The 24293-nt window shown below is 68.6% G+C and carries 25 protein-coding genes; 9 read left to right on the top strand and 16 right to left on the bottom strand.

The window, feature by feature from the left end; all coding sequences use genetic code 11:
• Positions 1 to 66 precede the first annotated feature (66 nt).
• The 6 genes from ACYQ26_RS05095 to ACYQ26_RS05070 form a co-directional block, all read right to left on the bottom strand.
• Entirely contained in the window at positions 67 to 480 is a 414-nt protein-coding gene (locus ACYQ26_RS05095; RefSeq protein WP_459807666.1) for a gamma-glutamylcyclotransferase family protein, read from the bottom strand.
• Between the two features lie 255 nt (positions 481 to 735).
• Complete coding sequence (citZ, locus tag ACYQ26_RS05090) at positions 736 to 1884, bottom strand: citrate synthase (protein ID WP_459807664.1); 1149 nt, start codon at positions 1882 to 1884, stop codon at positions 736 to 738.
• Between the two features lie 169 nt (positions 1885 to 2053).
• Positions 2054 to 2722, bottom strand: a complete 669-nt coding sequence (locus tag ACYQ26_RS05085) for a helix-turn-helix domain-containing protein (protein WP_459807663.1) — start codon at positions 2720 to 2722, stop codon at positions 2054 to 2056.
• A 75-nt stretch (positions 2723 to 2797) separates the two neighbouring features.
• Positions 2798 to 4054 carry a Coenzyme F420 hydrogenase/dehydrogenase, beta subunit C-terminal domain gene (locus ACYQ26_RS05080; RefSeq protein ID WP_459807661.1) on the bottom strand — a complete coding sequence of 419 codons (1257 nt, stop codon included), beginning with the start codon at positions 4052 to 4054 and terminating at the stop codon, positions 2798 to 2800.
• A gap of 1 nt (position 4055) precedes the next feature.
• A complete protein-coding gene (locus ACYQ26_RS05075; protein ID WP_459807659.1) occupies positions 4056 to 6479 on the bottom strand; it encodes a rhodanese-like domain-containing protein in 2424 nt (807 codons plus the stop codon).
• A gap of 467 nt (positions 6480 to 6946) precedes the next feature.
• Positions 6947 to 7309, bottom strand: a complete 363-nt coding sequence (locus tag ACYQ26_RS05070) for a cell division protein SepF (RefSeq protein ID WP_459807657.1) — start codon at positions 7307 to 7309, stop codon at positions 6947 to 6949.
• A 224-nt stretch (positions 7310 to 7533) separates the two neighbouring features.
• Between ACYQ26_RS05070 and ACYQ26_RS05065 the strand changes: the two genes are divergently transcribed.
• Together ACYQ26_RS05065 and ACYQ26_RS05060 are read left to right on the top strand one after the other, a co-directional pair.
• Complete coding sequence (locus ACYQ26_RS05065; protein ID WP_459807655.1) at positions 7534 to 8298, top strand: DUF1028 domain-containing protein; 765 nt, start codon at positions 7534 to 7536, stop codon at positions 8296 to 8298.
• 121 nt (positions 8299 to 8419) lie between these two features.
• Positions 8420 to 8680: a winged helix-turn-helix transcriptional regulator gene (locus ACYQ26_RS05060; RefSeq protein WP_459807653.1), complete on the top strand. Its 261-nt coding sequence runs from the start codon at positions 8420 to 8422 to the stop codon at positions 8678 to 8680.
• 33 nt (positions 8681 to 8713) lie between these two features.
• Here the strand turns inward: ACYQ26_RS05060 and ACYQ26_RS05055 are convergent, their stop codons facing one another.
• The 5 genes from ACYQ26_RS05055 to ACYQ26_RS05035 all read right to left on the bottom strand — a co-directional run bounded on the left by ACYQ26_RS05055 (position 8714) and on the right by ACYQ26_RS05035 (position 12802).
• Complete coding sequence (locus ACYQ26_RS05055; RefSeq protein WP_459807652.1) at positions 8714 to 9568, bottom strand: alpha/beta fold hydrolase; 855 nt, start codon at positions 9566 to 9568, stop codon at positions 8714 to 8716.
• A gap of 114 nt (positions 9569 to 9682) precedes the next feature.
• A complete protein-coding gene (locus tag ACYQ26_RS05050; RefSeq protein ID WP_459807650.1) occupies positions 9683 to 10216 on the bottom strand; it encodes a helix-turn-helix domain-containing protein in 534 nt (177 codons plus the stop codon).
• Between the two features lie 129 nt (positions 10217 to 10345).
• Positions 10346 to 10702, bottom strand: coding sequence for a DsrE family protein (locus ACYQ26_RS05045; protein WP_459807648.1), 357 nt, complete (start codon positions 10700 to 10702; stop codon positions 10346 to 10348).
• A 59-nt stretch (positions 10703 to 10761) separates the two neighbouring features.
• The gene (locus ACYQ26_RS05040) at positions 10762 to 12207 is read right to left on the bottom strand and encodes a cupredoxin domain-containing protein (protein WP_459807647.1); all 1446 of its coding nucleotides are present in this window, start codon (positions 12205 to 12207) and stop codon (positions 10762 to 10764) included.
• 238 nt (positions 12208 to 12445) lie between these two features.
• Positions 12446 to 12802 (bottom strand): DsrE family protein, encoded by a 357-nt coding sequence (locus ACYQ26_RS05035; protein ID WP_459807645.1) that lies wholly within the window; start codon positions 12800 to 12802, stop codon positions 12446 to 12448.
• 248 nt (positions 12803 to 13050) lie between these two features.
• On the opposite strand from ACYQ26_RS05035, the gene ACYQ26_RS05030 reads away from it, so the two are divergent.
• Positions 13051 to 13503: an OsmC family protein gene (locus ACYQ26_RS05030; RefSeq protein WP_459807643.1), complete on the top strand. Its 453-nt coding sequence runs from the start codon at positions 13051 to 13053 to the stop codon at positions 13501 to 13503.
• A gap of 139 nt (positions 13504 to 13642) precedes the next feature.
• A complete protein-coding gene (locus ACYQ26_RS05025; RefSeq protein ID WP_459807641.1) occupies positions 13643 to 13969 on the top strand; it encodes an amphi-Trp domain-containing protein in 327 nt (108 codons plus the stop codon).
• 22 nt (positions 13970 to 13991) lie between these two features.
• Here the strand turns inward: ACYQ26_RS05025 and ACYQ26_RS05020 are convergent, their stop codons facing one another.
• The 3 genes from ACYQ26_RS05020 to ACYQ26_RS05010 form a co-directional block, all read right to left on the bottom strand.
• Positions 13992 to 15014: a formate/nitrite transporter family protein gene (locus ACYQ26_RS05020; RefSeq protein WP_459807639.1), complete on the bottom strand. Its 1023-nt coding sequence runs from the start codon at positions 15012 to 15014 to the stop codon at positions 13992 to 13994.
• Between the two features lie 165 nt (positions 15015 to 15179).
• Entirely contained in the window at positions 15180 to 15305 is a 126-nt protein-coding gene (locus tag ACYQ26_RS05015) for a hypothetical protein (RefSeq protein WP_459807637.1), read from the bottom strand.
• Between the two features lie 110 nt (positions 15306 to 15415).
• Positions 15416 to 15643: a DUF6684 family protein gene (locus ACYQ26_RS05010; protein ID WP_459807636.1), complete on the bottom strand. Its 228-nt coding sequence runs from the start codon at positions 15641 to 15643 to the stop codon at positions 15416 to 15418.
• 121 nt (positions 15644 to 15764) lie between these two features.
• Between ACYQ26_RS05010 and coxB the strand changes: the two genes are divergently transcribed.
• From coxB to ACYQ26_RS04995, 3 genes are all read left to right on the top strand, one after another.
• A complete protein-coding gene (gene coxB / locus ACYQ26_RS05005) occupies positions 15765 to 16586 on the top strand; it encodes a cytochrome c oxidase subunit II (RefSeq protein ID WP_459807634.1) in 822 nt (273 codons plus the stop codon).
• Positions 16583 to 16999, top strand: coding sequence for a DUF6789 family protein (locus tag ACYQ26_RS05000; protein WP_459807632.1), 417 nt, complete (start codon positions 16583 to 16585; stop codon positions 16997 to 16999). The genes coxB and ACYQ26_RS05000 overlap by 4 nt, the downstream gene beginning before the upstream one ends.
• A gap of 167 nt (positions 17000 to 17166) precedes the next feature.
• On the top strand, positions 17167 to 18999 hold the full coding sequence (locus tag ACYQ26_RS04995; RefSeq protein ID WP_459807630.1) for a cbb3-type cytochrome c oxidase subunit I: 1833 nt from the start codon (positions 17167 to 17169) through the stop codon (positions 18997 to 18999).
• Between the two features lie 84 nt (positions 19000 to 19083).
• Here the strand turns inward: ACYQ26_RS04995 and ACYQ26_RS04990 are convergent, their stop codons facing one another.
• Positions 19084 to 19626, bottom strand: a complete 543-nt coding sequence (locus ACYQ26_RS04990; RefSeq protein ID WP_459807629.1) for a DUF6789 family protein — start codon at positions 19624 to 19626, stop codon at positions 19084 to 19086.
• 258 nt (positions 19627 to 19884) lie between these two features.
• Positions 19885 to 20346 carry a DUF7541 family protein gene (locus tag ACYQ26_RS04985; RefSeq protein ID WP_459807627.1) on the bottom strand — a complete coding sequence of 154 codons (462 nt, stop codon included), beginning with the start codon at positions 20344 to 20346 and terminating at the stop codon, positions 19885 to 19887.
• Between the two features lie 204 nt (positions 20347 to 20550).
• On the opposite strand from ACYQ26_RS04985, the gene ACYQ26_RS04980 reads away from it, so the two are divergent.
• Together ACYQ26_RS04980 and ACYQ26_RS04975 are read left to right on the top strand one after the other, a co-directional pair.
• Complete coding sequence (locus ACYQ26_RS04980; protein ID WP_459807625.1) at positions 20551 to 21450, top strand: cytochrome c oxidase subunit 3; 900 nt, start codon at positions 20551 to 20553, stop codon at positions 21448 to 21450.
• A 114-nt stretch (positions 21451 to 21564) separates the two neighbouring features.
• Positions 21565 to 24168: a heavy metal translocating P-type ATPase gene (locus tag ACYQ26_RS04975; RefSeq protein ID WP_459807624.1), complete on the top strand. Its 2604-nt coding sequence runs from the start codon at positions 21565 to 21567 to the stop codon at positions 24166 to 24168.
• Positions 24169 to 24293 lie beyond the last annotated feature (125 nt).

The following is a 24293-nucleotide window of genomic DNA, read 5'->3' as shown; positions in this document are numbered from 1 at the left end:
AAGTGAAAGTGAAATCGCAAGCGGGCGCCGGGGTCATCGGCTCGTCAGACGGCCGGCAGACGGGTGTCATCCGGTCCGGTGGACGGTCACATCGTGGCGAGTCACGAAGGTTCGGACGCGGTCCGCAAACGAGTCCCCGGTCGGCCAGTCGACCCGCTCGTCGATCCCCAGCCGCGCCGGCTCGCCGACGTACACCGCGGCGCGGTCGTCGCCATCGTCGACGGGGACCGACACTCGCACGTAGAGGCCACGGTCGACGCCCTCGTAGCGGTCCAGACGCTCGAGTCCGGGCTCGTCGACCGAGAGCAGCCGCCCGTCGACGGTGCCGCCCGGGGCGAGGGTTGGGTACTCGCCGTCGACGCGGTGGAGCCCCTCGAGCATCGCGTCACCGCCGAACGCGTACGCGGCCGGCGGCCGCCCGTCGAGGACGGTTTCGACGCGCTCGGGATCGGTCAGCGTTCCGTAGACGAACACGCGCACGCCCGTGAGTCGGACGGTGCGCCACTTCGCTGTTCCGCCGTCGGAGCGCCGGTTCGTGATCCGCTCTCTGCGGGCTCGCGGAACCGACCCCCATTCGACCCGCAGTCACGTTATACTACACAAAATCGTCGTATTGCTCGGGTCGCTGATCGGGATGTCGCTGCTCGTCCGCGAACTCGACTGAAACGACCGTCGAAAGAAGCTGAATCGAACTGCAGTGTGTCGCTGCTGTCGGCTGCCTCGTGGGCCGAACGGTTACCGTTCCTCGAGGGGCACGAACTCCTGGCTTTCGGGCCCGGTGTAGCGGGCACGCGGCCGGATGAGACGGTTATCCTCCTGGTACTCGAGGACGTGGGCGATCCAGCCGCCGGCGCGGCTCATCGCGAAGATGGGCGTGTACATGTCGATCGGGATGCCCAGCTGATAGTAGACCGAGCCGGAGTAGAAGTCGACGTTCGGGGCGATCCCCTTCTCGACGAGGCCCTTCTCCTCGGTGAGGTACTCCTCGATGGTGGTGGTGATCTCGTACCACTTCGGGTTGCCCTCGGCGGCGAGTTCCTTGCTGCGCTCCTGGAGGATCTTCGCACGGGGGTCCTTGACGTTGTAGACGCGGTGGCCGAAGCCGGGGATGCGCCGGCCCTCGTCGGTGGCCTCTTCGACCCACTCGAGGGGGTCCTTGTTGCTCTCGTCGATCTCCATCAGGACCTCCATGACGTCCTGATTCGCGCCGCCGTGGAGCGGTCCAGAGAGGGCGCTGACGCCACCGGTCACGGCGCTGTAGATGTCGGCCATCGTCGAGCCGATCACCATCGACGTAAACGTCGAGGCGTTCAGGCCGTGGTCCGCGTGCAGAATCAGCGCCTGGTCGAAGGTTTCGGCGGCGACGTCGTCCGGCCGCTCGCCGGTCAGCATGTAGAGGAAGTTCGCGGCCAGCCCCAGGTCGGGATCGGGGTCGATCGGCTCCTCGCCGAGCCGGTAGCGCTCGAAGGCCGCCAGCGCGGTCGGAATCTTGGCGGTGATGCGTCGCCCCTTGCGCAGTGACGCCTCGAGGTCGTCGGGCTCGGCGTCGGATTCGGGTTCGGCGGCGGAGAGCATCGAGACCGCCGTCCGCAGCGCGGCCATCGGCCGCTCGTCGGCGTCGGCGAGTCGCTCCATCGTCGCGAGCACGTCCTCGCTGACGGCGCGCTCCTCGTTGAGCGCCGCGGTGAACGACTCGAGCTCTCCCTCGTCGGGGAGGTGACCGTGCCAGAGGAGGTAGAGGACTTCCTCGTAGCTCGCGCCGCGGGCGAGGTCCTCGATCGAATAGCCCCGATAGATCAGTCGACCCTCGTCGCCGTCGATCGAGCTGAGTTCCGACTCTGCGACCAGAACGCCTTCCAGCCCTTTCTTGAGGTCGTCAACCATACACGCAATTTCGCACCCCGATGGAAAAGTATTGTCGTTTGTTCGCTCGTGACGCCCGAACGCGTCCGATGTGCCGTTTCAACTCCCGGACGCGGAGCACTGCGAGGAGTAACCGGACGGGACGGTAGACATATGTATAAATATCGGTCGAAGAAACGGTCTATAGTGGTTATTTGTCAAGGATCTCGGCCATCAGCTTCGTCTGGGCGGCGGCCAGGTGCTCGGTGAACGTCGAGCGCGCGACCCCCAACTCCTCGGCGACGTCGGTCGCGTTCGCGCCCTTGGGATAGTCGAAGTAGCCCAGTTCGTGGGCCGTCTCGAGGATCTCCCGCTGGCGCTCGGTCAGCACCTCCCGGTCGACGATCACCGGGTCGGCCGAACTGTCTTCGTGATCCTGCGTGAGGTCCTCGACGAGGACGCCGTCGAACCGCTCCCGGAGCTCGTCGACGATGGCGGCGATCTCCTCGAGTTCGAAGGTCCGGAAGGATAGCAGTAGGGAGCCGTCCTGCGCGCGGACCGACGAGATCGGCGTCCCCGTTCCCTCGACGATTTCGCAGGCGCAGTCGTTCGTGCTCTCCCGCTCGAATCGGTACACCGCCTCGCGGTCGTTCGACTGAACCGGGTCCAGATCGACGTCCGTCGCCAGTTCGGCGTCGTCGTCTCCCTCGACGGCGGCGTCGGCCGGGACGCCGAACTCCTCGACGACCGTCTCGCCCGTCGCTCCCGTCCCGCGAGTCCGGGTGACCGAATCGATCGCCTCCCCGACGTCCGCCGACACGGTGGCGACCGGGCACTCCTGCGGGTCGTGGACCACGACGGTTGCGCGAAAGCCCGTCATAGCTGCTAGTACGGGACATTCCGGTCATAACCGCCAGTGGGAATTCCCACGCCGTGAAAATTCTCGGGCCGCCCGCTAACACCACTCCTCGTACTGGTGGACCCGCGCCGGGTTCAGCGGCTGCGGCTCGCGGTCGGTGCCGTCGTAGGCCTCGCGGTGTCGCTCGTACGAGATGCCGATCTCCCCGTCGGGATCGAACTCCCGAGGCAGGATCGACTTCGCGCGCCGCTCGTTCCAAGCGGCGATCTTCTCGAGCGCCTCGGGGCGATCGATTGCAGTCGTCTCGAGCCCGTCGGCGGCCGTCGTCCACGCGTCTTGCCCGGTCTCGGTACGGACGACGACCGTCGAGTAGCCGTTCGCGCTGCCGACGTTGCCGGCGCTGATGTCGGCCGCGCCGCCGACGAAGTCCGCACACTCGTCGCAGCCGCGCAGCCCGGCGGCGTCGAACTCAGAGACGTCGGTCTCGAGCAGCGCCTCCCCGTCGGCGTCGAAGGCGACGAGGACGCCGTCCCTGACGTCGATCTTGTCGACTGTCTTGGGATCGACGCCATACGATTCGATCCGCGACAGCAGCCGCTCGTGCTCGAAGGTGCGGGTGCACATCAGCGCAACCGTCAGCGCGATCGGATCGGCCGGTTCGTGGCCGTAGCGGTCGAGCGCGGTCGCTCCCTGGATTACGCAGGGGGTTCCGACGAGCGCGAGGTCCGCCTCGCTCGGGTCGAGGTCGACGTCGGCGAGCAGGTCGTCGATCCGCCCCAGTCCCATCGTCTGCGTGTAGCTGCTACCGCTGGCCTCGAGCAGTTCCTCGCGAGAGGTCGCGAGGAACGCCTCGCCGCGAAGCGGTTCCTCGTTGCTCTCCCGCGCGACGACGGCACCGTCGATCTCGCCGGCCTCGAGCAGTTCGGCCAGCAGCGCGGTCACGGCGCCGCCGTCTTGTCCGGCGTCGGCGGCTTCGTCGTTCGCCCGTGCGGCGTAGATGTCGGGCTCCGCGAGCGAGCGCTCCTGATCGAGCAACTCGAGGGCGCGCTCGTAGCGGAGCCCGCTGCGGGGACAGAAGTCCCAGCAGCGCGAACAGCCGGTACACATCTTGACCAGCGTGGGGCGTTTCTCCTCGGCGTCGATGCCGATCGAGTCGGACGGACAGGCCGCGACGCAGGAGGCACACTGGATGCAGCGGTCGGCCTCGATGACGGCCTCGTCTAAGTCGCGGAACCAGATCTTGCCCGGCGCCTCCTCGACGTCGGGATTCTGCTCTCGCGGGTCGTTGCCGACGCCCTTCGGCTCCGTCGGTCCGTTCCGTTCGGGGACGCCCGGGTGATTCGCTCCCGACATCTCAGCTCACCTCCGTGCCGATCGCCGGCGGATCGCGCGCTGGCTGTTCGGTGATGATTTCGCGCAGGTCGGCGTTCGCGGTGCGACGCGTCCACTCGGCGAACGACTCGTCGGGCTCGCGGTCGTCCTCGTAGGCCAACATCGTCGCCTCGATGACGCTCGGTACGTCTTCGATCGGAATCTTGCCGACGAGCCAGTCGATGAACTCGTCGTTGCCCAGATCGCCGCCCAGGCCCATGTCGGCCGCGCGGCCCGATTCGAAGTCGTCGCGGTAGACCTCGCCGCGCAGGCCGAAATCGCCCAGTTGGGGCTGGGCGCAGGAGGCCGCACAGCCGGACATGTGGACGCGGACGGCGTCGTGGTTCTGGGCGATGCCGACGTCCTCGGCCCACTCGTCGAGCTGCCGGGCCCACCTGATCGCGCGGTTTTTCGTCTCGATGATCCCGTAGTTGCAGAACTCCCGCCCGGTGCAGGTGACGATCCCGCGGGTGAACGGCCCCGGATCGGGGCTGTACCGCTCGAGCAGGGGATGCTCGAGGAACCGCTCGAGATCGCCGTCTGCGAGATGGGGCACGAGCACGTTCTGATTCGGTGTGAGCCGCAGTTCGCCGCCGCCCAGTTCGTCGGCGAGGGCGGCCAGTTCGGCGAACTCGTCGCCGCTCATCCGCCCCGTCGGGACGTTCAGCCCGACGTAGGAGCGGCCGTCGGCCTGCTCGTGGACGCCGACGTGGTCGCCGCGGTAGTCGGTCGTCAGCCGCTCGGCGGCCGCGGCGGACTCGAGTTCGAAGTCGGCGTAGGTCGCGAGTTCCTCGCGGAACGTCTCGGGCCCGAGTTCCTCGACGAGGAAGCGCAGCCGGTTGACGGCCGTATCGAGGTAGCTGCCGTGGTCCATGAACAGGTCGGCCATCGCGGCGACGAGGTCGTCTACGTCCTCGGGTTCGACGAACAGGTCGATGTCGCTGGCGATGCGCGGGCCGTCCGAGAGGCCGCCGCCGACCTGCGCGACGAAGCCCTCACGACCGTCCTTTCGCGCCGGCGTCAGCCCGAGGTCCTGAATCTGTGCCCGGGCGCAGTTCTCGTGACAGCCCGTGACGCTGACCTTGAACTTCCGCGGCAGGTTTGCATAGTGGTGGTCCCCCAGGAACCGCTGGCTGACCCGCTCGACGACGGGCTGGATGTCGACCGTCTCGTGCGGGTCGATCCCCGAGGCGGGGCAACCGACGACGTTGCGCACCGAGTTGCCGCAGGCCTGCATCGTCTCGAGGCCGACCTCGTCGTAGCGGTCCCAGATCTCCGCGACGTCCTCGATCTCGATCCAGTGCATCTGGACGTCCTGCCGCGTGGTCACGTCGAGGAAGCCGTCGCCGAAGACGGGGTTCTGGTCGGGGCCGCCGTACTCCTCGGGGGCCCGGGCGAACTCGTCGGCGACCTCGCCGATCGTCCGGGCCTGCTCGGCGGTGAGGATCCCGCCCGGCGCGCGGGTTCGGAGCATGAAGTACCCGCGCTGCTTCTGGTGGTAGAGCCCGATAAGCTTCAGGCGATTCAGGACGTCCTCGCCCAGTTCTTCGACCATCGCCTCGAAACCGCCGCCGTTCGAGTAGGCCCGGACCTGCGCTTTGAGTTCGACGGGATCCCACTCGGGGGCCTCCGCGCGGACCCAGTCGGTCAGGCTGCCCTCGTAGAACGCGACGTTCTCGTAGCCGAGATCGCGGAGCACGACGAAGGTGTGGCTGAGCCGCCGCGCGGTGTTACAGTAGAGGACGATCCGCTCGTCCCGCGCGATTCCGCGGTCGGCGAGGATGGCCTCGAGTTCGCCCTCGGGCTTCAGCCGTCCAGAATCGTCGAGCAGGTCTTCCCAGCCTAGCTGCACCGCGCCGGGGATGTGCGACTGGTCGTACTCGGCGGCCGTCCGGGTGTCGACGACGACCGCGTCGCCCTCGACGGCAGCCTCGACGCCCTCGCGGTCGACCAGCGGCGCGTCGGCGTCGCGGTCGGCCTCGTAGTCGGTCGGTTCGGGATCGGGCGCCTCCTCCTCGAGGTCCCCACCGGCCTCGAGCCAGGCCTCGAGGCCGCCGTCGAGCAGGTACAGCGGGCCGTCGTGGCCGTAGACGACCGCCGTGAGCAGGAATCGGGCCGCATTGACGCCGTTCGCGCCGTCGACGGCGACGACGGCGTCGTCCTCGCGGATCCCAGCCGCCCGCATGAGCGCGGCGAAGTCCTCGGCCGCGGGGAGCTTTCCGGCGGCGACGCTGCTCGGATCCCGGAACGCGTCGGTCGGCACGTTGACCGCGCCCGGAACGTGGCCCAGTTCCGCGTAGTCGCGGGCCTCGCGGACGTCGACGACGGGCACCGAGTCGTCCTCGAGGCGGGTCTCGAGCCAGTCGGGGGAGACGACCGTCGGTCCCGCACTTCCGCCCTCGCTCATGGCCGATCACCCGTTCTCCACCGATCGATTCGCGTCGTTCGACGCTGCGGCCGCCCTGGGGGCGTATCGCGCGTCCGGTCCCCCGGCTTGACCCCCGTCCGGCGGCGCGTCTCTCGTGTAGTCATCCGTACCCCTCGATTGCCCCGCTTCCCCCTTTCAGCTACGCGTACGGGTAAGTCGTACCGTGGCTCCGGGACGACGGCAGCGAGCCGACGGCACTACTGACAGAATACGTACCCTTTATGCGAACCGACTTTATCCGGCGCTCGAGACGCGACGAGCGGTACGGACGATGTATCGGGTATTAGGGAGCGAACGGGTCCGTCACCGGATGCGGCAACTTCTGCGCGCCAAATGGTCTGCTAGTTGGTATTTTCGGGCGACGGTCTGCCAGCAGGAAGCGAGACGAAAACGACGAGAGGAGAACGAAATCGGTCCGGTCCGTACTGTCCCGCAGGCCGGGCAGTTCAGGCCGACTGGCCGAGCTTCTCCCGGCTGACGCGGACGCCGGTCGGCGTGATGATCATCTGGTCGTCGCCCTTCCGGACGATGTCGCCGTCGACCTCGCGGGCGACCTGCCGGAGCTCGTCGATGATGTGCTCGACCGTGCTGTCCTCCGTGCGCAGGCGGGTGATGTCGGCGATGACGATGTCGCCGTCGTAGACGGCGTCTTTGATGTCGATCGCGTCGGTCTGGTTGGCGACCTCCGCGATGCGAACCTGCATCGTCGCGTCGGCCGACTCCGCCGCAACGTCGTCGAGGTTCAGTTCGACGTAGTCCTCGGTCGTCCGGGACTGGTCCCCGCCGAGGATTTTGCTCATGAGTCCCATTGGCGTTATCCGTTATCCACCGGGGCCGCGAGTATAGTTCTTACGTCAGACGCTACCAGTCAATTAACTTAAATTCTCGGAGAAACGGCGCCGCTCGAGCGCAGCGGCCGCTGCGGACGGTACCGGCGGCTTCCGCGGGGACCGACGCCGCCGACGCCGGGACCGACACGCGTTGCTGCCACCCGAGGAATTTTGTCCGTCATCCGCCCCCACGAAAACGAGCGATGACGTTCAGCATCTGCGTCCACGAGCGCTACGAGACGCCCGACGGAACCGAGCACGAGCGGTTCGGCGTCGCCGTCACGACCCGCCTGCCCGGCGTCGGCACGCTCTGTCCGTTCGCCAGCGAGAACGGCGCCGTCGCGACCCAGAGCCTCGTCAACGTCGACCTCGGCAGCCGGGGCATCGAGTACATCGACGACGGACTGGCCGTCGAGGACGCCCTCGAGGCGCTGCTCAACGCCGACGACGGCGCGCCCCAGCGCCAGCTTCACGGGGTCGATAGCGAGGGCACGTTCGCCTTCTCCGGCGCGGAGTGCGTCGACTGGTTCGGCCACCGCGAGGGCGACCACTTCACCGTCGCCGGCAACATGCTCACCGGCGAAACCGTGATCGACGCCGTCGCGGAGGCCTACGAGGCGAACGCGGTCCACGAGACGACCGACCCGGCGACGGGACCGGCGGGCGTCACCGCGGACGTCGACACCGATCCGCTCGCCAAGCGACTGATCGACGCCTTGGCCGCCGGCCACGTGGAAGGGGGCGACAAGCGCGAGGAACTGCCGATCCAGAGCGCGGCGGTCGTCGTCGAGTCGACCGAATCCCACGACGTCGTCCCGCCGTACAACGATCTGCGGGTCGACGCGACCGAGACGCCGATCGCCGACCTGCGGGAGACCTACGACCTCGCCGCGCAGGGCTACCGGGACACGCTCGCCCGCTACGAGGGGGCCTTCGAGGACGACTCGCTCGAGGACGTCGACGGGTAGGTGGGCGGGGCCGCGGCCCGTCGACTCCCTCGCCGGGGCCGCAGCGCCGTCGCCCCGACGTTGCGCCGCCCGTGCACGAGCGCGCAACCGTTTACATCCGCTCGAGGAGTACGGCGAGCAAATGGAAACGGATCCCAGGGAAGCCCTCGCCGAGACGCCGCCGAGCGCCAAACTCGTCTTCAAGGCCCTCGAGTACAACGAGTCGCTCACGCAGGCGGAGATCGCCGAGGAGACGATGCTTCCGCGGCGGACCGTTCGGTTCGCCCTCTCCCGGCTGGACGAGGCGGGGCTGGTCGACGGACGGGTGTCGTTCAGGGACGCGCGCCAGTCGGTGTACACGCTCACCGACGACGGCGAACGGGTAACGCGGACGTCCGCCTGAATCCCGTCCGCGACCGAACGACCGGCCGTCCGTTCAGTCGGCCAGAAACGCCGCGAGGCGCTCCGCGTACGCGTCCGGCCGATCCTCGGGCACCCAGTGGGTCGCCTCCTCGAGGCCGACGACCTCGGCGGTCGGGATGTCCTCCTCGAGCCGCTCGGCGTACTCGATAGGCTGGAACTCGTCCTCAGCGCCCCACAGCAGGAGCGTCTCTGCCTCGATCTCGGCGAGATCGATCTCGGTCGTGTGGCTCGTGTTCGTGCCGATCGCGTTCCGCGACAGCGAGATCTTCGCTTCCTCGGAGTCCCACGGCGCGACCATGCCCTCGACGAACTCCTCGTCCGGGTCGTCGCCGTACAGCGTGTTCCGGTAGAGCTTCCGGAGCATATTCTGGAGGTCGTCGACGCTCATGTCGGCGACGGCGTCCGGCAGGCCGAGCTCGAGGATCGACTCGACCGGCCACGAGTCGTAGCAGACGGCGTTCGAGAGCACCAGCTTCGACACCGCGTCCGGCTCGTGGGCCGCGTACCGGAGGGCGACGCCGCCCCCGAGGTCGTGCCCGACGAACGCGACGGTCTCGAGGCCCAGTTCCGCGATCAGGCCGTCGATCATCGCCTCCTGAGCGCGGATCGAACGGTCGAAGCCGTCGCGCATGGCCGAGTTGCCGTAGCCGACCATGTCGGGCGCGATGACCCGGCGCTCCTCGGTCAGTTCGGGCGCGGCGTGGCGCCAGAGGAACGACGAGGTCGGGATGCCGTGGCAGAACACGACGGGGGCCGCGTTTGCGTCGTCCGCCGTCGGCCCCTCGTCGTAGTAGGCGACCTCGAGGTCGTGGCCGTCGACGGTGACGGTCGTCGATGCCTGTCGATCGGACCAGGTATCGTAGTCCATGCGTTGGTCTCCCACGGCGAGACCGAAAGCGGTTGGCGTAGAACGTGCGCGTAGCGCGTGGGCCGACCGTCGACGGCTGCGGAAGCTGGGACGTTCAGGGTCCGATCGACGGCGTCACTCGTCGGGCTCGACGATGACCGGGCCGCGCTCGCCGTCGTCCGTTCCCCCAACTAGTCGTTCGATCTTGTCCTCGCTGAGGTCGTCGATAACCGCTGTGGCCTCGTTCATCCACGCGGCCAGTCCGATCGTGAACTGCCGGCGAACCGCCTCGGCGGAGCGATGCGAGTAGACGTTGACGCGGCCGCCGTCCGAGAGGACCCGCGACCGCTTCTCGACCATTCCCAGGTCGACGAGGTGATTGAGGTGTCTGGTAACGACGCTCCGATCCCGATCGACGAGGTCGGTCAGCTCGTTGACCGTGAGTTCGCCCTCGGACATGAGCTGCCGACAGACCTCCAGTTCCGTCTCGGAGATGTCGAACACGGCTCGCATCAGGTGGGCTTCGTCCGGCGAGTTGATCGGAACCGCGTCGTCGACTTCCGCCATCGGCTCGTCGCAGCAGGTCGGCGCCGCGGACGCCAACCGGGACTCGCCGCACGATCGACAGGTGTAGACGGCGAGTTCGGGGTCGGAATCGGAAGATGCCATCGGCGTGGCTACGCCGGCTCCGCAGTAAAGCCTTTCAGCGATCGCCGGGCCAGCCGAGCGTGTCGTTGCACCGCCCCGCCGCATCTGACGCAACCGCGGCGCCGGGCGAGCAGGGATCGGCGATCCGTCTCAGAACGTGATGACCTCGTACCCGTCGTCGACCAGCGATCGAACGCTGGGGTGGCCCTCGTTTTCGTCGAGCCGCTCGACGCCGGCGTCCTCGACGGCGTCGGCCGCGCCGAACGCGCCGGCGCAGTAGTCGCAGACCGCCACCTCGTCGCGAACCGATCGGTAGAGCTCGTGGTACTCGTGGTCCTCGTCCTCGAGTTCCGCGACCCACTGCGTACCGGCCCCGTCGAAGATCAGCGCCAGATCGTCGCCGGCGGTCTCGGCGAACTCCCTGGCCGCCTCGAGGCCGTTGACGAGGCGACCGGTGTCGGCGCGCGATTCCGTGCCCGCGAGGATGAGTACGGCTGCGTCCACCATGTCGTCCCCCTATCGCGTGGCGGCATAAAACGGGACGGCGAGAGTGTGCGTGGGGGTCGTCACCCCGCGACCTCGAGCGACCCGCGCATGGTCTCGGGGTGGACCTGGCAGTAGTACGCGGCCATCTCGGCGGTCGCCGTGAACGTGACCGTCTGCGTGGCCCCTTCCTCGCCGACGAATTCCGACGCCAGAACGTCGTCGCCGTTCTCGTCCTCGATCGCGAAGTTGTGCTGCAGGCCGTCGGCGTTCTCCCAGACGAGCGCGTACTCGGTCCCCGCCTCGAGCGCGAGCGTCGGATTCTCCGCGTCCGCGATGGCGTCGGGAGCGACGCCCCGCCAGGCGGACGCGTCGCCCAGCAGCCTGATGTCGGCGTCCGTCCCGCCGGCTGATTCCGCGGTGTCGGGTGCCTCCGCGTCCGCTTGCCCGGGGAACTCCCAGTCGTCGAACGGCGCCTCGACGAGTTCCTCCTGCTCCCACATCGCGTGGATGAACGGCTGGGTCTCGCCGTTCGGGAGTTCCATCGCGGTCGGCACCGGATCGTAGACGGGACCTTCCGGCGTCGGCCGGATCGGCAGGACGACGCCGTGGGTGTGGTGGATCCGCCCCGCGATCGTCTCGTCGGGCGCGAGCGGCAGCTCCTCGTCGAGGACCATCCGGTACCGCTCGTCGCGGACCGTCTGGGTCGTCATGAAGTGGATGACGCGGAACCCGTCCTCGGTGGCTACCTCGCCGTTGATCCGGACGTCGCCGACGCCCCACGACGCGCCGTAGGTGTACACCCGGGGGAACAGCGGCGAGCCGGTCCCCGTGATCCCGTGGAGCCAGCCGCCCGACCGGATGCCGCCGCCCGTCTCGTAGCCCGGAATCGGCGGCTGCACGACGTGGTCGTGCTCGAGTTCGTACTCGTTGCCCGCCGGATCGGTGAACTGCGCCGCGAGTTCGACCCGATCGGTGGTGTCGCCCGGCGCGCCGGGCAGGTCGTACGGCTGGTGGTCGCGGTAGGTGATCTCGAACGCGCCGCTTGTCACCTCGGCCTCGTCGCTGTACAGCGTCGGTTCGGTGAACCGCTGCCGAGCGATGCCGTCCTCGTCGTCGATCGGTTCGCGGGCCGCCTCCGGCGCGGCCACGAGCGGCGGCAGGTCCGCGAGCAACTGCGGGATCGCCTCGTCGAGCGGCTCGGGGAGTCCCTTCGCCTGTTCGATACGGGCCTCGAGCAGGTCGCTCCCGCGCAGCGGGTTCTCGGGCGTGCCGAACACCTGCGGGCTCAGCCGTCGCTCGCCCGGCAGCACCCAGTAGAAGGCGTTGCCCGGTTCCTGCCGGACCGTGATCTCGCGACCCGAACCGGTCGCTTCCGCTCTCTCGCCGCCGTCGTCGTGTTGGCCGACCGCGGCCGACTCGGCCCCGACGCGCCCCGCGGCTGCGCCGACCGCGGTCGCGCCCCCGGCCGCGAGCAGCGCCCGCCGCGTCACTCGATCGCCCTCGTGCGCTCCGTTCTTATTTGTCATGTGTTACCACGAATGTCCCCGGCGGAGAGCGAGGGAAGAAACGGCCGAATCGTTGTGGCACGGCAACCGCTCATTCACGTAACGCTTTAGTAGGAGACTCCTGCGAACCGATCGGCTACCGGGCGATTCCGGCCACAGTTCGGTCGACTAAGTCGATATTACCGGGACGGACGCCGCTAGAAGCGACGGCGCCGGTCCCGAAATCGGCCGCGCCTGCGAAAACGAACTGCGGGCGGCGTTAGAACGTGATGATCTCGTAGTCGTCGTCGACGAGTGAGCGGATGCTGGGATGGCCCTCGTTCTCGTCGATGCGGACGATCCCCGCGTCGTCGACGGCGTCGTCGACGTCGAACGCGCCGGCGCAGTAGTCGCAGACGGCCGCTTCGTCCTGAACCGACCGGTAGAGGTCGTGGTACTCGTGGTCCTCGTCCTCGAGTTCGGCGATCCACTGCGTGCCGGCCCCGTCGAAGATGAGTTCCACGTCGTCCGCCTCGTTGACGGCGAACTCCCTGGCGGCCTCGAGGCCGTTGACGAGGCGACCGGTGTCGGCGTGCGATTCGGTTCCGGCGAGAATGACGACGGCTGCGTTTACCATTGCACTCGAACCAACGCCGTAGCCGTACAAAACGGGCCGCCGGGCGTGTACGCGCGGTGCACGACCGCCGCCGCGCGATCGGCGTCCCGTCGTCCGCCGTCGCCGACGCGTTCGGGCTCGAGTCCGGCGGCGCGGGGAAGCGACGAACCGACCCTCGCGGTCCCGCAGCTTTATTTCGGCGTTCGGTGACACCCTTCGTGGGCGGCCGCCGGCGCGACGCGGCCGCACGAAATCACGGTGACTACGCAATGAGCGACTCCGAGAACGTCATTCCCGTCGAGGTCGAGGCGGATCGCGAGACGCCGACCAAATCGACGGTCACGGCGCGAGACTTCGAACTGGTGATCGACGAACCCGAGGACATGGGCGGCCAGGACGACGGCCCGAACCCCCTCGAGTACCTGCTGGCCGGCCAGGCCGGCTGTCTCAACGTCACGGCCTCGCAGGTCGCGAAGGACATGGACCTCGCGCTCGAGGGCCTCGAGGTCGAGATCACCGGCGAGTTCGACGTCGACGCGTTCCAGACCGAACGGCCCGACGAACACGTCGGCGTCCGGAACATCGAGGTGCGGATGGACATCGACGCTGACGCGGATGAGGAGACCCTGCGGGAGTTCGGCGAGCGCGTCGAAAAGCGGTGTCCCGTCTCGAACAACATCGCGCAGACGACCGGGATCGACCTGACCGTCGAGCGGTCGTAAGCCGGCGAGGTCGCGGTGCGAAAGCCGGTCGCCGGCCGTCGGTCGGGACCGTCTTCTCGAGGACAATTCCCGGGTCGGATGACTGAAATCACGGCCGATGTCCAATCTTTACGGTCGGATCCGTGGAAGGCGCGCTCGCATGACCGACGACGAATCCGACGACGAGATGGACGAGGAAGAAACGGAAGAAAGCGAGGAGGAGGAAGAAGAGGAGGAGTCCACCGAACTCGAGTACGAGCACTACCACTCCCGCGATGAGGTCGTCGCCCACATCGAGTCGTTCCTTGAGGGGTTCCGCGAGGGCGAGACCGTCACGCTGACGATCGGCGAGGAGACGATCGACCTCGAGCCGCCCGAGCACATGAACTTCGAGGTCGAGTACGAGGAGGACGGCGATATGCGCGAACTCGAGTTCGAACTCGAGTGGGAGGAACGCAGCGAGGATCTGGAGTTCGGCGGGTCGTAACGCTCGCGACCGGAAGCGGCGATCAGTCGTCGCCGTCGGCCGGCGGCGCGTAGTCGCTACCGGCGTCCTTCCCGAACAGCATCTCACGCGGGGAAAGCTGGTAGTACTGCTCCTGGTACGTGCGCTCGACCGCCTGGAAGTAGTTGACGACGGTGACGAGCACCACGCCGCCGATCGTGTTGCCCAGCAAGACCGGCAGCACGAATTCGGTAATGCCCGTCGCGAGCGCCGGGTGGCCGCGGAAGGCGAGGAACGCGACCTCGGTCGCGGAGACGACGACGTGATAGAGGTCGCCGAGCGGGATCGCGAGGAAGGCGACGTAGACCTGCAGGAGACGGGCGCTCGTCTCCTGAGCCGCGTAGTCGAGCCAGACGAGGCCGGCGACGATCAGCCCGGCGAACATCCCCTTGAAGAACGTCGCCCACCGGTCGGTCTCGATCCCGGACTCGGCGAGCACGACCGCTGTCGCCGTCGCGTCCGCGGAGAGAACGCCCGTCGACGCGAGGACGAACGCGCCGACGGCGCCGCCGACGACGTTGCCGACCAACACGATCGTCCAGACGGTGAGGAGGGCGGGGACGCTCGCCAGTCGCTCGAGCACGAGCGCGACGGGCGGCAGCGTGTTCTCGGTGAACAGCTGGTAGTCGCCGACGATGATGTAGACGAACCCCAGCGGATAGAGCAGCGCGCCCACGATCGGGGCACCGCCGGCCGCCTCCGTCACCGACGCGTAGAGCATGAACGTTAGCGTGATCGCGAAGCCGGCGGCGAGCGCGCTGAAAAACAGCTCCCGCCGACCGGTCGCGATCTCGTCGTCGGCCGCGGCGACGATCCGGTGGAAGATCTCGTCGGTCGAAAACCGGTCGCGGACGACGGCACCGGCCGCCGGGACGCCCTCTCGCGACTCTTCGACGACCTCTCGAATCGATTCGTCGACGTCCGCTACGTCCGCTCCGTCGACGTCCAATCCGTCGACGGCCGACTCGGCGCCGTCGGCGGCCGTCTCGTCCGCCGGCGGCTCGACGCGGCGCTTACCGTCTTGCATGGTGACGAGCTCGGAGAGATGCGACTACCTGTCTCAGCACGTCTTCGATCTGGACGCAGCCGGTGATACGTGTTTCGTTACGCGCAGCCGCTACCGGGGCGTGGGTCCGACCCCGATCGGGACGAGGGAGCACGCCGCGGGGTGCGCTACGACTGCGACGGCGACCTACAGCGGGAACGTCGCCCCGGTGAAGAGCAGCAGGTAGACGATCGCGGCCACGAGCGCGAGGCCGAGCGTCAGTAGCATGAACGTGAACGTTCCCTCGGGCGTGTAGATTGAGGGGCCTGGCATGGACGGCGGGTGGATGTACGGGTTCCGGTCGGTTAAACGCTCCCGCGGTGCGGGACGTCGGATCCGCGTAGACCCCGGACCTCGAGCGCTCTGGACCGACCGTCGAATACTCAGGATCGGTCGGCGTCCCGCTCGATCACCCGCGCGACGACGTACGTCGCGACGATCAGGAGAACCAGCGGGAGGAGCGTCAGTGTGTGCGTGAGGACGACCGTGAGCGGATCGAACGACCACGTCTCCGCGATCTCGAAGAAGACCGCGAAGTACGCGAGGATCACCACCGGAACCGCGTTGATCGAGGCGTCGATCGCCGTCTCCCGCGAGAGCCACTCCAGCATAGGTCCACCTTCCGCCGCGAGGGGGATAAACCGTATCCACGAGCGTTGATAGGCTGGACGCCGATAGATCAGTATTCCGGACAAACGCTTATGGAGGGGGTTAATGTAGCCACCCGGGTAGATGAAGGGCACACGTCGCACCGTCGTCATCGTCGCGTTTCTGGCCCTGGTGACGGTCGCCGCGGTGCCGACCGTCGCCGTCGCCTCGGTGACGGATCAGGTCATCAGCCGGCTCAACCGACAGCTGCTCTATCTCGCCGTGCCGATCGCGGTCCTCGTCGAGGCGATCCTCGCGTACACGGTCTGGCGGTTCCGCGACAACGACGAGCCGGAGCCGACCAAGGAGAACCGCCAACTCGAGATCACGTGGACGATCGCGACGGCAATCGTGTTGCTGTTCGTCGGAACGGCCTCGTTTTACGTGCTGGCGCAGCCGACGGTGTCGACGGTGCTCGATGAACGGAATGGGGACACCGGGGACGTCGAGCCGGGCGGTGCACCAGCGGACGCCGTCGAGGTCCACGTCAACGCCGAGCAGTGGCAGTTCACGTTCGAGTACCCCGACGAGAACGTGACGACCTCGAACGCGCTGGTCCTCCCCGAGGATCGGACGGCGTATCTCTACATAACGTCGGAAGACGTGATACACTCGTTCCACGTCCCGGATCTCGACTGGAAACAGGACGCGATACCGGGCCAGTACAACCTGCTGCGGACCGAGCCGACCGAGGAGGGCGAGTACCGTCTCTACTGTGCGGAGCTGTGCGGACCGGGCCACCCCGAGATGCTCTCGACGGTGCGGGTCGTCGACCAGGAGGCGTACGAGGCGTGGCTCGAGAACCCGGAAGCGGCCCCCAACGAAACCGCCGGCAACGAAACCGCAGGCAACGAGTCGTCGCCGAACGCCTCGACGATCGGATCGGCGACCGGCGGTGAACCATGAAGCGATTTCCGAGCGCGGTCGCCGCCGGCTTCTCGGCGACCACCGTCATGACGCTGTTGCTCCTGATGCTCGAGGTCGAGACGCGCTCGGTGATCGACATCTTCTACGTCATCGCGCGGTTCATCGGGACGCCGAACGATCCCGTCGTCGGCTTCGTCCTGTTCGTCGTCGCCGGGGTCGTCGCCTGGCCACTCCTCTTCCTCGCGCTCGAACCGTACCTCCCCCGGGGTCCGGATCCCGCCGCCCGCGGCGTCGTGTTCGCCTCGCTCCTGTGGATCCCGTTCGTGCTCACGGGCCGGGGGGACATCGGCGGGCCGCTGCTGGTCCTGTTCGGCGCGTACACGCTGTTCGCCCACTGGGCCTACGGGTTCACGCTCGGGGCCGTCTACGGGCGCCTGCTCGACGGCGCGTAGCGCCGGCCTGCCGGCGTCGCCGGACCGGATCGGCGTCGACGTCCGAGCGGTAACCGCCGGTTTCGAACGGTGCCGACACAAACCTTTACCTCGCGTTCGTTGAAGACCGCGGTGACCGTGGGGGCGAACGCCGTCGTTCGATTCGCCCCCGCCGACAGGTGCATACGATGTTGGATACGATACCGGGAGTCGTCCTCGCCGCGATCGGACTGGCCGTGCTCGTAGCCTACTACCGCCTCCGGAGCGATCGGCCGGCGAGGTCGTTCGCCGACGGCGGCACCGCCTCGGTGACCGTCGGGCTGACGGGAACGGAGAAGCCGGCCGGTCTCCGGCGGTGGCTCACGACCGTCGACCACAAGGACATCGGGCTGCTGTACATCCTGTTCGGGACCGTCGCGGCGCTGTGGGGCGCGACCGACGCGATGATGATCCGCACCGAACTGCTGGTCCCCGAGAGCACGGTCTGGAACGTCGAAACCTACAACGCCGTGTTCACGACCCACGGGTTCACGATGCTGTTTTTCTTCGTGACGCCGGTGTTCACCGGCATCGCCAACTACGTGTTGCCGCTGCTGCTCGGCGCCGACGACCTGGCGTTTCCGCGGATTAACGCGATCGCATTCTGGCTGCTCCCGCCCTCGCTCGTGATGGTCCGGGGCGGGTTGATCACGGACATCGCCGGAATCGTCCTCGGGGTGTTCCCCGTCGACGTGACCGCCCTCGAGGCGCTCGAGCCGGTCTCGGTGGGCTGGACGATGTACACGCCGCTGTCGATCGAGATGGCGAACCCGCAGATCAGCGTCGCCCTGCTGGGGTTGCACTTGAGCGGGGTCGCGACCACGATGGCGGCGATCAACTTCATCGTCACCATCTTCACCGAGCGGCCGGACGACCTCGGGTGGGACAAACTCGACATCTTCTCGTGGAACATCCTCGTCACGAGCGGGCTGATCCTGCTCGCGTTCCCGCTGCTCGGCAGCACGCTGATCATGCTCCTGCTCGATCGCAACTTCGGAACGACCTTCTTCACGGTCGACGGCGGCGGGCCGATGCTCTGGCAGCACCTGTTCTGGTTCTTCGGTCATCCCGAGGTCTACATCCTGGTGCTGCCGGCGTTCGGCCTGGTCAGCCTCATCCTGCCGAAGTTCTGCGGCCGGCGGCTGTTCGGGTTCCGCTTTATCGTCTACTCGACGATCGCGATCGGGATCATGTCGTTCGGCGTCTGGGCCCACCACATGTTCGCGACCGGGATGGACCCCCGGCTACGAGCGAGCTTCATGTTCGTCTCGCTGGCGATCGCGATCCCCAGCGCCATCAAGGAGTTCAACTGGATCGCGACAATGTGGAACGGCCGGCTCCGGCTCGACGCGCCGCTGATCTGCATCATCGGCGGCATGAGCACCTTCGTGATCGGCGGGATCACGGGCGTGTTCCTCGCGTCGGTGCCGGTCGACCTCCCGCTCCACGACACCCACTACGTGGTCGGCCACTTCCACCTCATCGTCGTCGGCATCATCCCCCTCGCGATGATCGCGGCGAGCTACTACTGGTTCCCGCTGATCACCGGCCGGATGTACAACCAGCGGCTCGCGCGGGCGCAGAGCCTCCTCCTGATCGTCGGATCGTTCATCACGTTCATCCCCCTGCTGATTCTCGGATACGAGGGGATGCCTCGCCGGTACGGCGCGTATCCGCCGGAGTTCATCACGCTCAACCAGGTCGCCTCGCTCGGGGCCTTCGTCCTCGGCGCGAGCGTGGTCCTCTGGGTGGTGAACATGGTCCAGTCGGCCCGCGTCGGCCCGGTCGTCCGCGACGCCGACATCTGGAACCTCAAGGAAACCGGCCAGTTCACCCGCGAGTGGCAGTGGTTCGAGGAGCGCCTCGAGGAGCGCCGCGCTGAACCCGCTCGCGATCGAGCGGCCGACGGGGTCGCGCGGGAGGACGGCGACGGGATCGACGAGCGGGCCGAGCACGACGACCGAACCGGGGATAGGACGTGAGAACGGTGCTCCGGGTCCCGGATCGCGCGAACCGGTAGGCGGGACTGTCGAATCGGGCGGCCACATCGAACCGTCACACCGAGATCACACGGAGTGCTGGGGCACGTGCGCGAGCCACTCCATCACCTGGCCGAGCACATAGCCGTAGACCCAGTGGGCCGCCAGCGACAGCCCGAGAAAGAGCACGCCGGCGTACTCGCCCGGCCAGAAGGCGATGATAAAGCCGGTCCACATGATCGTCGCGAAGGTGACCGCGCGCGCGGCCCGCGGCTCCCGCGGCGGCAGGAACGCGCCGGCCACGACGAACAACAGCGGCAGGGCGATCGTTCCGCCGGCGGCGAACACTAAGATGCCCAGCAGGAGGTTCGGCTCGAGCCCGAGCACCCGGCCGAGTTCGGCGACGTCGACGAGCGCGTCCGCCTCGAAGAGGTCGAAAAACGCCGGCGGGATAAAGAGGATCGGCACCATCGCGAGCAGGCCGACGGCGCCGCCGACGAACGCCGAGAGCACGACCCGCAGGGTGATGTCGAGTTCGGCGTCGAGGTCGTCCCGGTCGAGCGGCGCCCCCGAGACCGCCTGCGCTTGCTCTGCGGTCGCGTCCGATCCCGTCTCGTCGCGCTCGCTCATCGTCGGTCGTCGGGGCGTACAACGGTCCGCGTAATAACTGTCGGGCAGGCCGTCGCCGCCGTCGCCCTGTCGTCGCCCCGTCGTTGCGCCTCGAGTCGAAGCGGACCCGACGACGCCCGGCGGTTCGTTTTTGGTCGGCGGCGTCGGAGCGCCGGTATGGGTCGCAAGGAACTGTTCGCCCTGCTGCTGGCCGGCGTCTCGCTCGGCGTCTTTCTCGTCAGCTTCGTCGTCGTGCTGGTCTAATCGGCCCGTCGACGGTCAGCCCTCGAGGTTTCGACCGCCCGGCCGCCCGCGACTCGAGACGGCGGGGCCGGCGACGCCGGCGACGATCAGCAGCGCGGCCGCCCCAAGGACGACGGCCGCCCGCACGGCGACCCCGTCGGTCGCCGCGGCCTCGGCGAGGGCGGTCGGCGTTACCGCGGGCGCGACGGCGATCCAGACCGCCGCGCTGGCGACGGCGACGACCGCGCCGATGAGCCGCAGCGGCCGCCACGGATCCGCCGCGTAGCCGGCCTCGTGGAGCATCCCCGCGACGCTCGCGCCGACCGCGAGGACGCCCGCGACGGCGATCACCACCAGCCCGAACAGGACGCCGGCCTCGGTCGCGACGATCCCGAGCGCGGCGATCAGCGGCCACGCGCTCGAGCGGCGCGCGTCGGCGTCGGGTTCGGACACGCGCTCGGGTTCGGGATCGGATTCGCGGTCGCGATCGCGTTCCATGCCTCGGCCGTCCACGCCGACCGGCATGAAGGTACTGTCGGCTATCGTCCGGTACGGACGCGGCGCCGTCGCGGTCCTCGGTCTACCGCCACGCTCGAGGAGCGGGAGGCCGGCGCGTGCGGTGCGGCGACGGTGCAGCGACCGCGGTGCAGCGCGTGACTCGCTGGGCGGGTGTTTTTGCAAGCGGCCGTCGTAGCTGTCGGTATGGGGTCCGCCGTCGACGGCGAACCGGGCGCGCAGGCAGAGCACGAGGACGGTTCCGGCCACGGAGGCGGCGACGGCCACGGCCACAGCCCACCGGCGCCGGAGGACTGGCCGCGCGGGTTCGGCGAGGCGAGCTGGTGGCCGCTGGTCACCGGCCTCGGGATCGCCGGCCTCTACTTCGGTACCGCGCTCGTGCTCCTCTCGCGCGGCGACGACCCGCTCATCGGGCAGCGGCTCCCGCCGGTCGTGCTCGTCGGCGGCGTCGCGGTCTTTCTCGGCGGGCTCTACGGCTGGACGTACCACGGCTTCGTCAGCGCCTACTGGGAGCGAGCGACGGCGCAGGCGAGCGGGGGGATCGACCTGCGCTGGGGCATGGTCCTCTTTCTCGCCACCGACGTCATGACCTTCAGCGCGGGGTTCGTCTACTACTTCTTCATCCGGACGGGCACGTGGCCGCCTGGGGAACTGCCCCATCTGCTCTCGTCGCTCGTCCTCATCAACACCACCATCCTGATCGCGAGCAGCGTGACCTTGCACATCGCTCACGAGGCCATCCGCGACGGTCACCGGGGCCGGTTCCTCGGCCTGCTCGGCGTGACGGTCCTGCTCGGGATCGTCTTCGTCGGCGGACAGCTGTACGAGTACTACGAACTGCTGGTCGTGGAGGGGGTCGGCGTCACCGACGTCTTCGGGAGCGCCTTCTTCGCCCTGACGGGCCTGCACGGGCTCCACGTCGCGCTGGGCGTGGTGATCCTGGCGATCGTCTTCGTCCGCGCGATCGCCGGCCAGTTCTCCGACGACCGGCACGTCGCGGTCTCGACGGCGTCGATGTACTGGCACTTCGTCGACCTCGTGTGGGTCATTCTGGTCGTGATCCTCTACGTCGGGTCGGTGGCGTAGGTGTCGGCGGTCGGGGCCGGGATCAGGACCGGGCGCGGGGTACGGCCCCGACCCGACCGTCGCGAGCCGGAGTTTCTATAGTCCCCGCGTGGTACGCGAGTTAACTCCCTCGCCATGACAGAGTGTACCCTCTGCGGGTTGCCCGCCGGCGACCGACCGATCCGCGACGACGCGGTCGAGGGGACCTTCTGCTGCCGGGGCTGTCTCGAGGTCCACCGCGCCGTGGCGGAAACGGAGGGAGACGACGAGCCCACGGACGACGACGCCGTCTATCCCGACGCGATCGAGGACCTCGAGCGAACCGACGCGGACGACTCGCTCGATCCACTTGAGGACGGAGCCACAATCGACGGCGATAGCGATGTCGTCGCCGACGGTGTCGCGGACGACGACCTCGAGACCGCCTTTCTCGCCCTCGAGGGCATGCACTGCACGACCTGCGAGCGGTTCCTCGAGGCGGTGGCGACCGAAACCGAGGGCGTCCGCGGCGCGCAGGCGAGCTACGCCACCGAGATGATCCGGCTGCGGTACGATCCCGAGGCGATCGACCGCGAGGACCTGCCGGCGGCGATCGGCGGCTTCGGCTACCGCGCGCACGAACCCGATTCCGATGCCGGCGCGGACGACGCGGGGAGCGGCTTCGATCTAGGCGAGTATCGGACGATCGTCGCCGTCCTCCTCGCGATGCCCGTCATGGCGCCGTACCTGCTGTTCGTCTACCCGACCTACCTCGGCGTCTACCCGGAGTCGTTCCTCTACGGCTCGACGATTCGGACGATGGTGTTCGTCCCGCTGATCGTCTGGAGCACCCTCATCGTGCTCGGGCTGGGGTATCCGATCTTCAAGAGCGCCACCGTCAGCCTCGCCGTCCGGCGGCCGAACGTCGACGTGCTCGTCTCGATCGCCGTCCTCGCCGCCTACGCCTACTCGCTGGCCGCCTTCGCCGTCGGCTCCCGGCACCTCTACTTCGACGTCGCGGTGATGGTGCTGGTCGTCGTCACCGTCGGGAACCGCCTCGAGACGAGGGTCAAGCGGCGGGCGATCGACACCCACGCGGCGCTGGCCGCGGCCCGCGAGACGACCGTCCAGTTGGTTTCGGCGGACGGCTCGCTTGAGGAGGTCCCCCGCGAGAGCTGCGAGCCCGGCGATCGGGCGCTCGTCACCGCCGGCGATCGGCTCCCCTTCGACGGGACGGTCCGCGAGGGGGAGGGGACGGTCGACGAGTCGTTCGTGACCGGCGAATCGATCCCCCGAGCGGTGGCCGTCGGGGATCGAGTCGTCGGCGGCGCCGTCCTCACCGACGGCACGCTGACCGTCGAAATCGAGGCGGACTCGAGCACGCTGGATCGGCTCGTCGAACTGCTGTGGGAGGTCCAGAGTTCCGAGAGCGGCGCCCAGCGGCTCGTCAACGCCTTCGCCGCGGCGTTCGTACCGCTGGTGGTCGTCCTCGCGGTCGCGGCCGCCGCGTTCCGGCTGCTGGCCGGCGAGCCGGCGAGCGAGGCGCTTCTGATCGGCCTCTCCGTGCTGGTGGTCTCGTGTCCCTGCTCGCTGGGGATCGCGACGCCGCTGGCGCTGGCCGCGGGGAGCGAGCGCGCGGCCGAGAACGGCGCGGCCGTCCTCTCGGCGAACGTCTTAGAGCGGATCACGGACGCGGAGATCGTCGTCTTCGACAAGACCGGGACGCTCACCACCGGCGAGATGACCGTCGAACGCGTCGTCGCGGACGACTCGGAGCGGGTGCTCGAGCGCGCGGCGGCCGTCGAATCGCGGTCGAACCACCCGATCGCGACGGCGATCGTCGAGGCGGCGTCCGAAGGCGGTGCGGAGGAAGGCCCGCTCGAGGTCGCGAACGTCGAGCGCGAGGCGCGAGCCGTTTCGGGGACCGTCGACGGCAGGCGGGTTCGCGTGGGGTATCCGGCGGCGTTTCGCTCGGAGTCCGAGGCGTCGGGCGCGTCGGGCGCGTGGACGTTCCCCGGCCGCTTCGCGGACGCCGTCGACGCGGCTCGAGAGCGGGGGTGTCGGCCGACCGTCGTCGGCTGGGACGGCGCCGTCCGCGGCGTCGTCGCGGTTCGGGACCGGCCGCGGGAAAACTGGGAGCAGGTCGTCGCTGAGGTGGCCGGCGCGGACGAATCGCGGCGGGTCGTCGTCCTCACCGGCGACGACGAGCGCGCGACGGGGTGGCTGCGGGACCACCCCGACGTCGACGACGTCTTCGCCGGCGTGCGCCCGGAATCGAAGGAGGCCATCGTCCGCCGGCTCCGCGAGGACGGCACGACGGCGGTGATCGGCGACGGCACCAACGACGCGCCGGCGCTGGCCCGCGCGGACATGGGCATCGCCCTCGAGAGCGGCACCGACATCGCGATGGACGCGGCCGACGTCGTCGTCCGGGACGACGACCTCGAGTCGATTCCCGCGGTGTTCGCGGTGTCGCGCGCGACGCGCCGGCGGATCCGACAGAACCTCGCGTGGGCGGCCGGCTACAACCTCGCGGCGATTCCGCTGGCGATGGCCGGCGCGATCAACCCGCTGATCGCCGCCGCGATGATGGGCGCGAGCAGCCTGATCGTGGTGTGCAACTCGGGCCGGGGATCGGTTCGCGGGCGCAGTGCCGAGGGGAATGAGCGGTCCCGCCGGTGGGGACCGCGCGGTAACGCTCGCGATCGCGATGCCCGCGGCCACGACGGAACCCGCGACGAGCCCACGGGGGCCGGGTAACGCTCGGTTGCCACGCCCGGCGATCGTGCGTCGGCGTCGGGGACGACCCTCGAGTGCGGACCGTCTGACCGGCGTCAGACGCCCGTCAGAAAACCACCACCGGTCTTTATACGTAGGAATGTGGC

Source organism: Halopiger thermotolerans, assembly GCF_054654555.1.
The sequence above is the reverse complement of the archived record's forward strand: the minus strand, read 5'-3'. Positions and strand labels throughout refer to the sequence as shown.

What these genes read in the sequence shown, in the direction of transcription:
- ACYQ26_RS05040 (WP_459807647.1), bottom strand. Translation starts at nt 12,207, where the DNA reads ATGACAAATAAGAACGGAGCGCACGAGGGCGATCGAGTGACGCGGCGG.
- ACYQ26_RS05075 (WP_459807659.1), bottom strand. Translation starts at nt 6,479, where the DNA reads ATGAGCGAGGGCGGAAGTGCGGGACCGACGGTCGTCTCCCCCGACTGG.
- ACYQ26_RS05060 (WP_459807653.1), top strand. Translation starts at nt 8,420, where the DNA reads ATGGAAACGGATCCCAGGGAAGCCCTCGCCGAGACGCCGCCGAGCGCC.
- ACYQ26_RS05080 (WP_459807661.1), bottom strand. Translation starts at nt 4,054, where the DNA reads ATGTCGGGAGCGAATCACCCGGGCGTCCCCGAACGGAACGGACCGACG.
- citZ (WP_459807664.1), bottom strand. Translation starts at nt 1,884, where the DNA reads ATGGTTGACGACCTCAAGAAAGGGCTGGAAGGCGTTCTGGTCGCAGAG.
- ACYQ26_RS05065 (WP_459807655.1), top strand. Translation starts at nt 7,534, where the DNA reads ATGACGTTCAGCATCTGCGTCCACGAGCGCTACGAGACGCCCGACGGA.
- ACYQ26_RS05050 (WP_459807650.1), bottom strand. Translation starts at nt 10,216, where the DNA reads ATGGCATCTTCCGATTCCGACCCCGAACTCGCCGTCTACACCTGTCGA.
- ACYQ26_RS04990 (WP_459807629.1), bottom strand. Translation starts at nt 19,626, where the DNA reads ATGAGCGAGCGCGACGAGACGGGATCGGACGCGACCGCAGAGCAAGCG.
- ACYQ26_RS04995 (WP_459807630.1), top strand. Translation starts at nt 17,167, where the DNA reads ATGTTGGATACGATACCGGGAGTCGTCCTCGCCGCGATCGGACTGGCC.
- ACYQ26_RS05020 (WP_459807639.1), bottom strand. Translation starts at nt 15,014, where the DNA reads ATGCAAGACGGTAAGCGCCGCGTCGAGCCGCCGGCGGACGAGACGGCC.
- ACYQ26_RS04975 (WP_459807624.1), top strand. Translation starts at nt 21,565, where the DNA reads ATGACAGAGTGTACCCTCTGCGGGTTGCCCGCCGGCGACCGACCGATC.
- ACYQ26_RS05000 (WP_459807632.1), top strand. Translation starts at nt 16,583, where the DNA reads ATGAAGCGATTTCCGAGCGCGGTCGCCGCCGGCTTCTCGGCGACCACC.
- ACYQ26_RS05010 (WP_459807636.1), bottom strand. Translation starts at nt 15,643, where the DNA reads ATGCTGGAGTGGCTCTCGCGGGAGACGGCGATCGACGCCTCGATCAAC.
- ACYQ26_RS05025 (WP_459807641.1), top strand. Translation starts at nt 13,643, where the DNA reads ATGACCGACGACGAATCCGACGACGAGATGGACGAGGAAGAAACGGAA.
- ACYQ26_RS04980 (WP_459807625.1), top strand. Translation starts at nt 20,551, where the DNA reads ATGGGGTCCGCCGTCGACGGCGAACCGGGCGCGCAGGCAGAGCACGAG.
- ACYQ26_RS05035 (WP_459807645.1), bottom strand. Translation starts at nt 12,802, where the DNA reads ATGGTAAACGCAGCCGTCGTCATTCTCGCCGGAACCGAATCGCACGCC.
- coxB (WP_459807634.1), top strand. Translation starts at nt 15,765, where the DNA reads ATGAAGGGCACACGTCGCACCGTCGTCATCGTCGCGTTTCTGGCCCTG.
- ACYQ26_RS05070 (WP_459807657.1), bottom strand. Translation starts at nt 7,309, where the DNA reads ATGGGACTCATGAGCAAAATCCTCGGCGGGGACCAGTCCCGGACGACC.
- ACYQ26_RS05030 (WP_459807643.1), top strand. Translation starts at nt 13,051, where the DNA reads ATGAGCGACTCCGAGAACGTCATTCCCGTCGAGGTCGAGGCGGATCGC.
- ACYQ26_RS05015 (WP_459807637.1), bottom strand. Translation starts at nt 15,305, where the DNA reads ATGCCAGGCCCCTCAATCTACACGCCCGAGGGAACGTTCACGTTCATG.
- ACYQ26_RS05055 (WP_459807652.1), bottom strand. Translation starts at nt 9,568, where the DNA reads ATGGACTACGATACCTGGTCCGATCGACAGGCATCGACGACCGTCACC.
- ACYQ26_RS04985 (WP_459807627.1), bottom strand. Translation starts at nt 20,346, where the DNA reads ATGGAACGCGATCGCGACCGCGAATCCGATCCCGAACCCGAGCGCGTG.
- ACYQ26_RS05085 (WP_459807663.1), bottom strand. Translation starts at nt 2,722, where the DNA reads ATGACGGGCTTTCGCGCAACCGTCGTGGTCCACGACCCGCAGGAGTGC.
- ACYQ26_RS05045 (WP_459807648.1), bottom strand. Translation starts at nt 10,702, where the DNA reads ATGGTGGACGCAGCCGTACTCATCCTCGCGGGCACGGAATCGCGCGCC.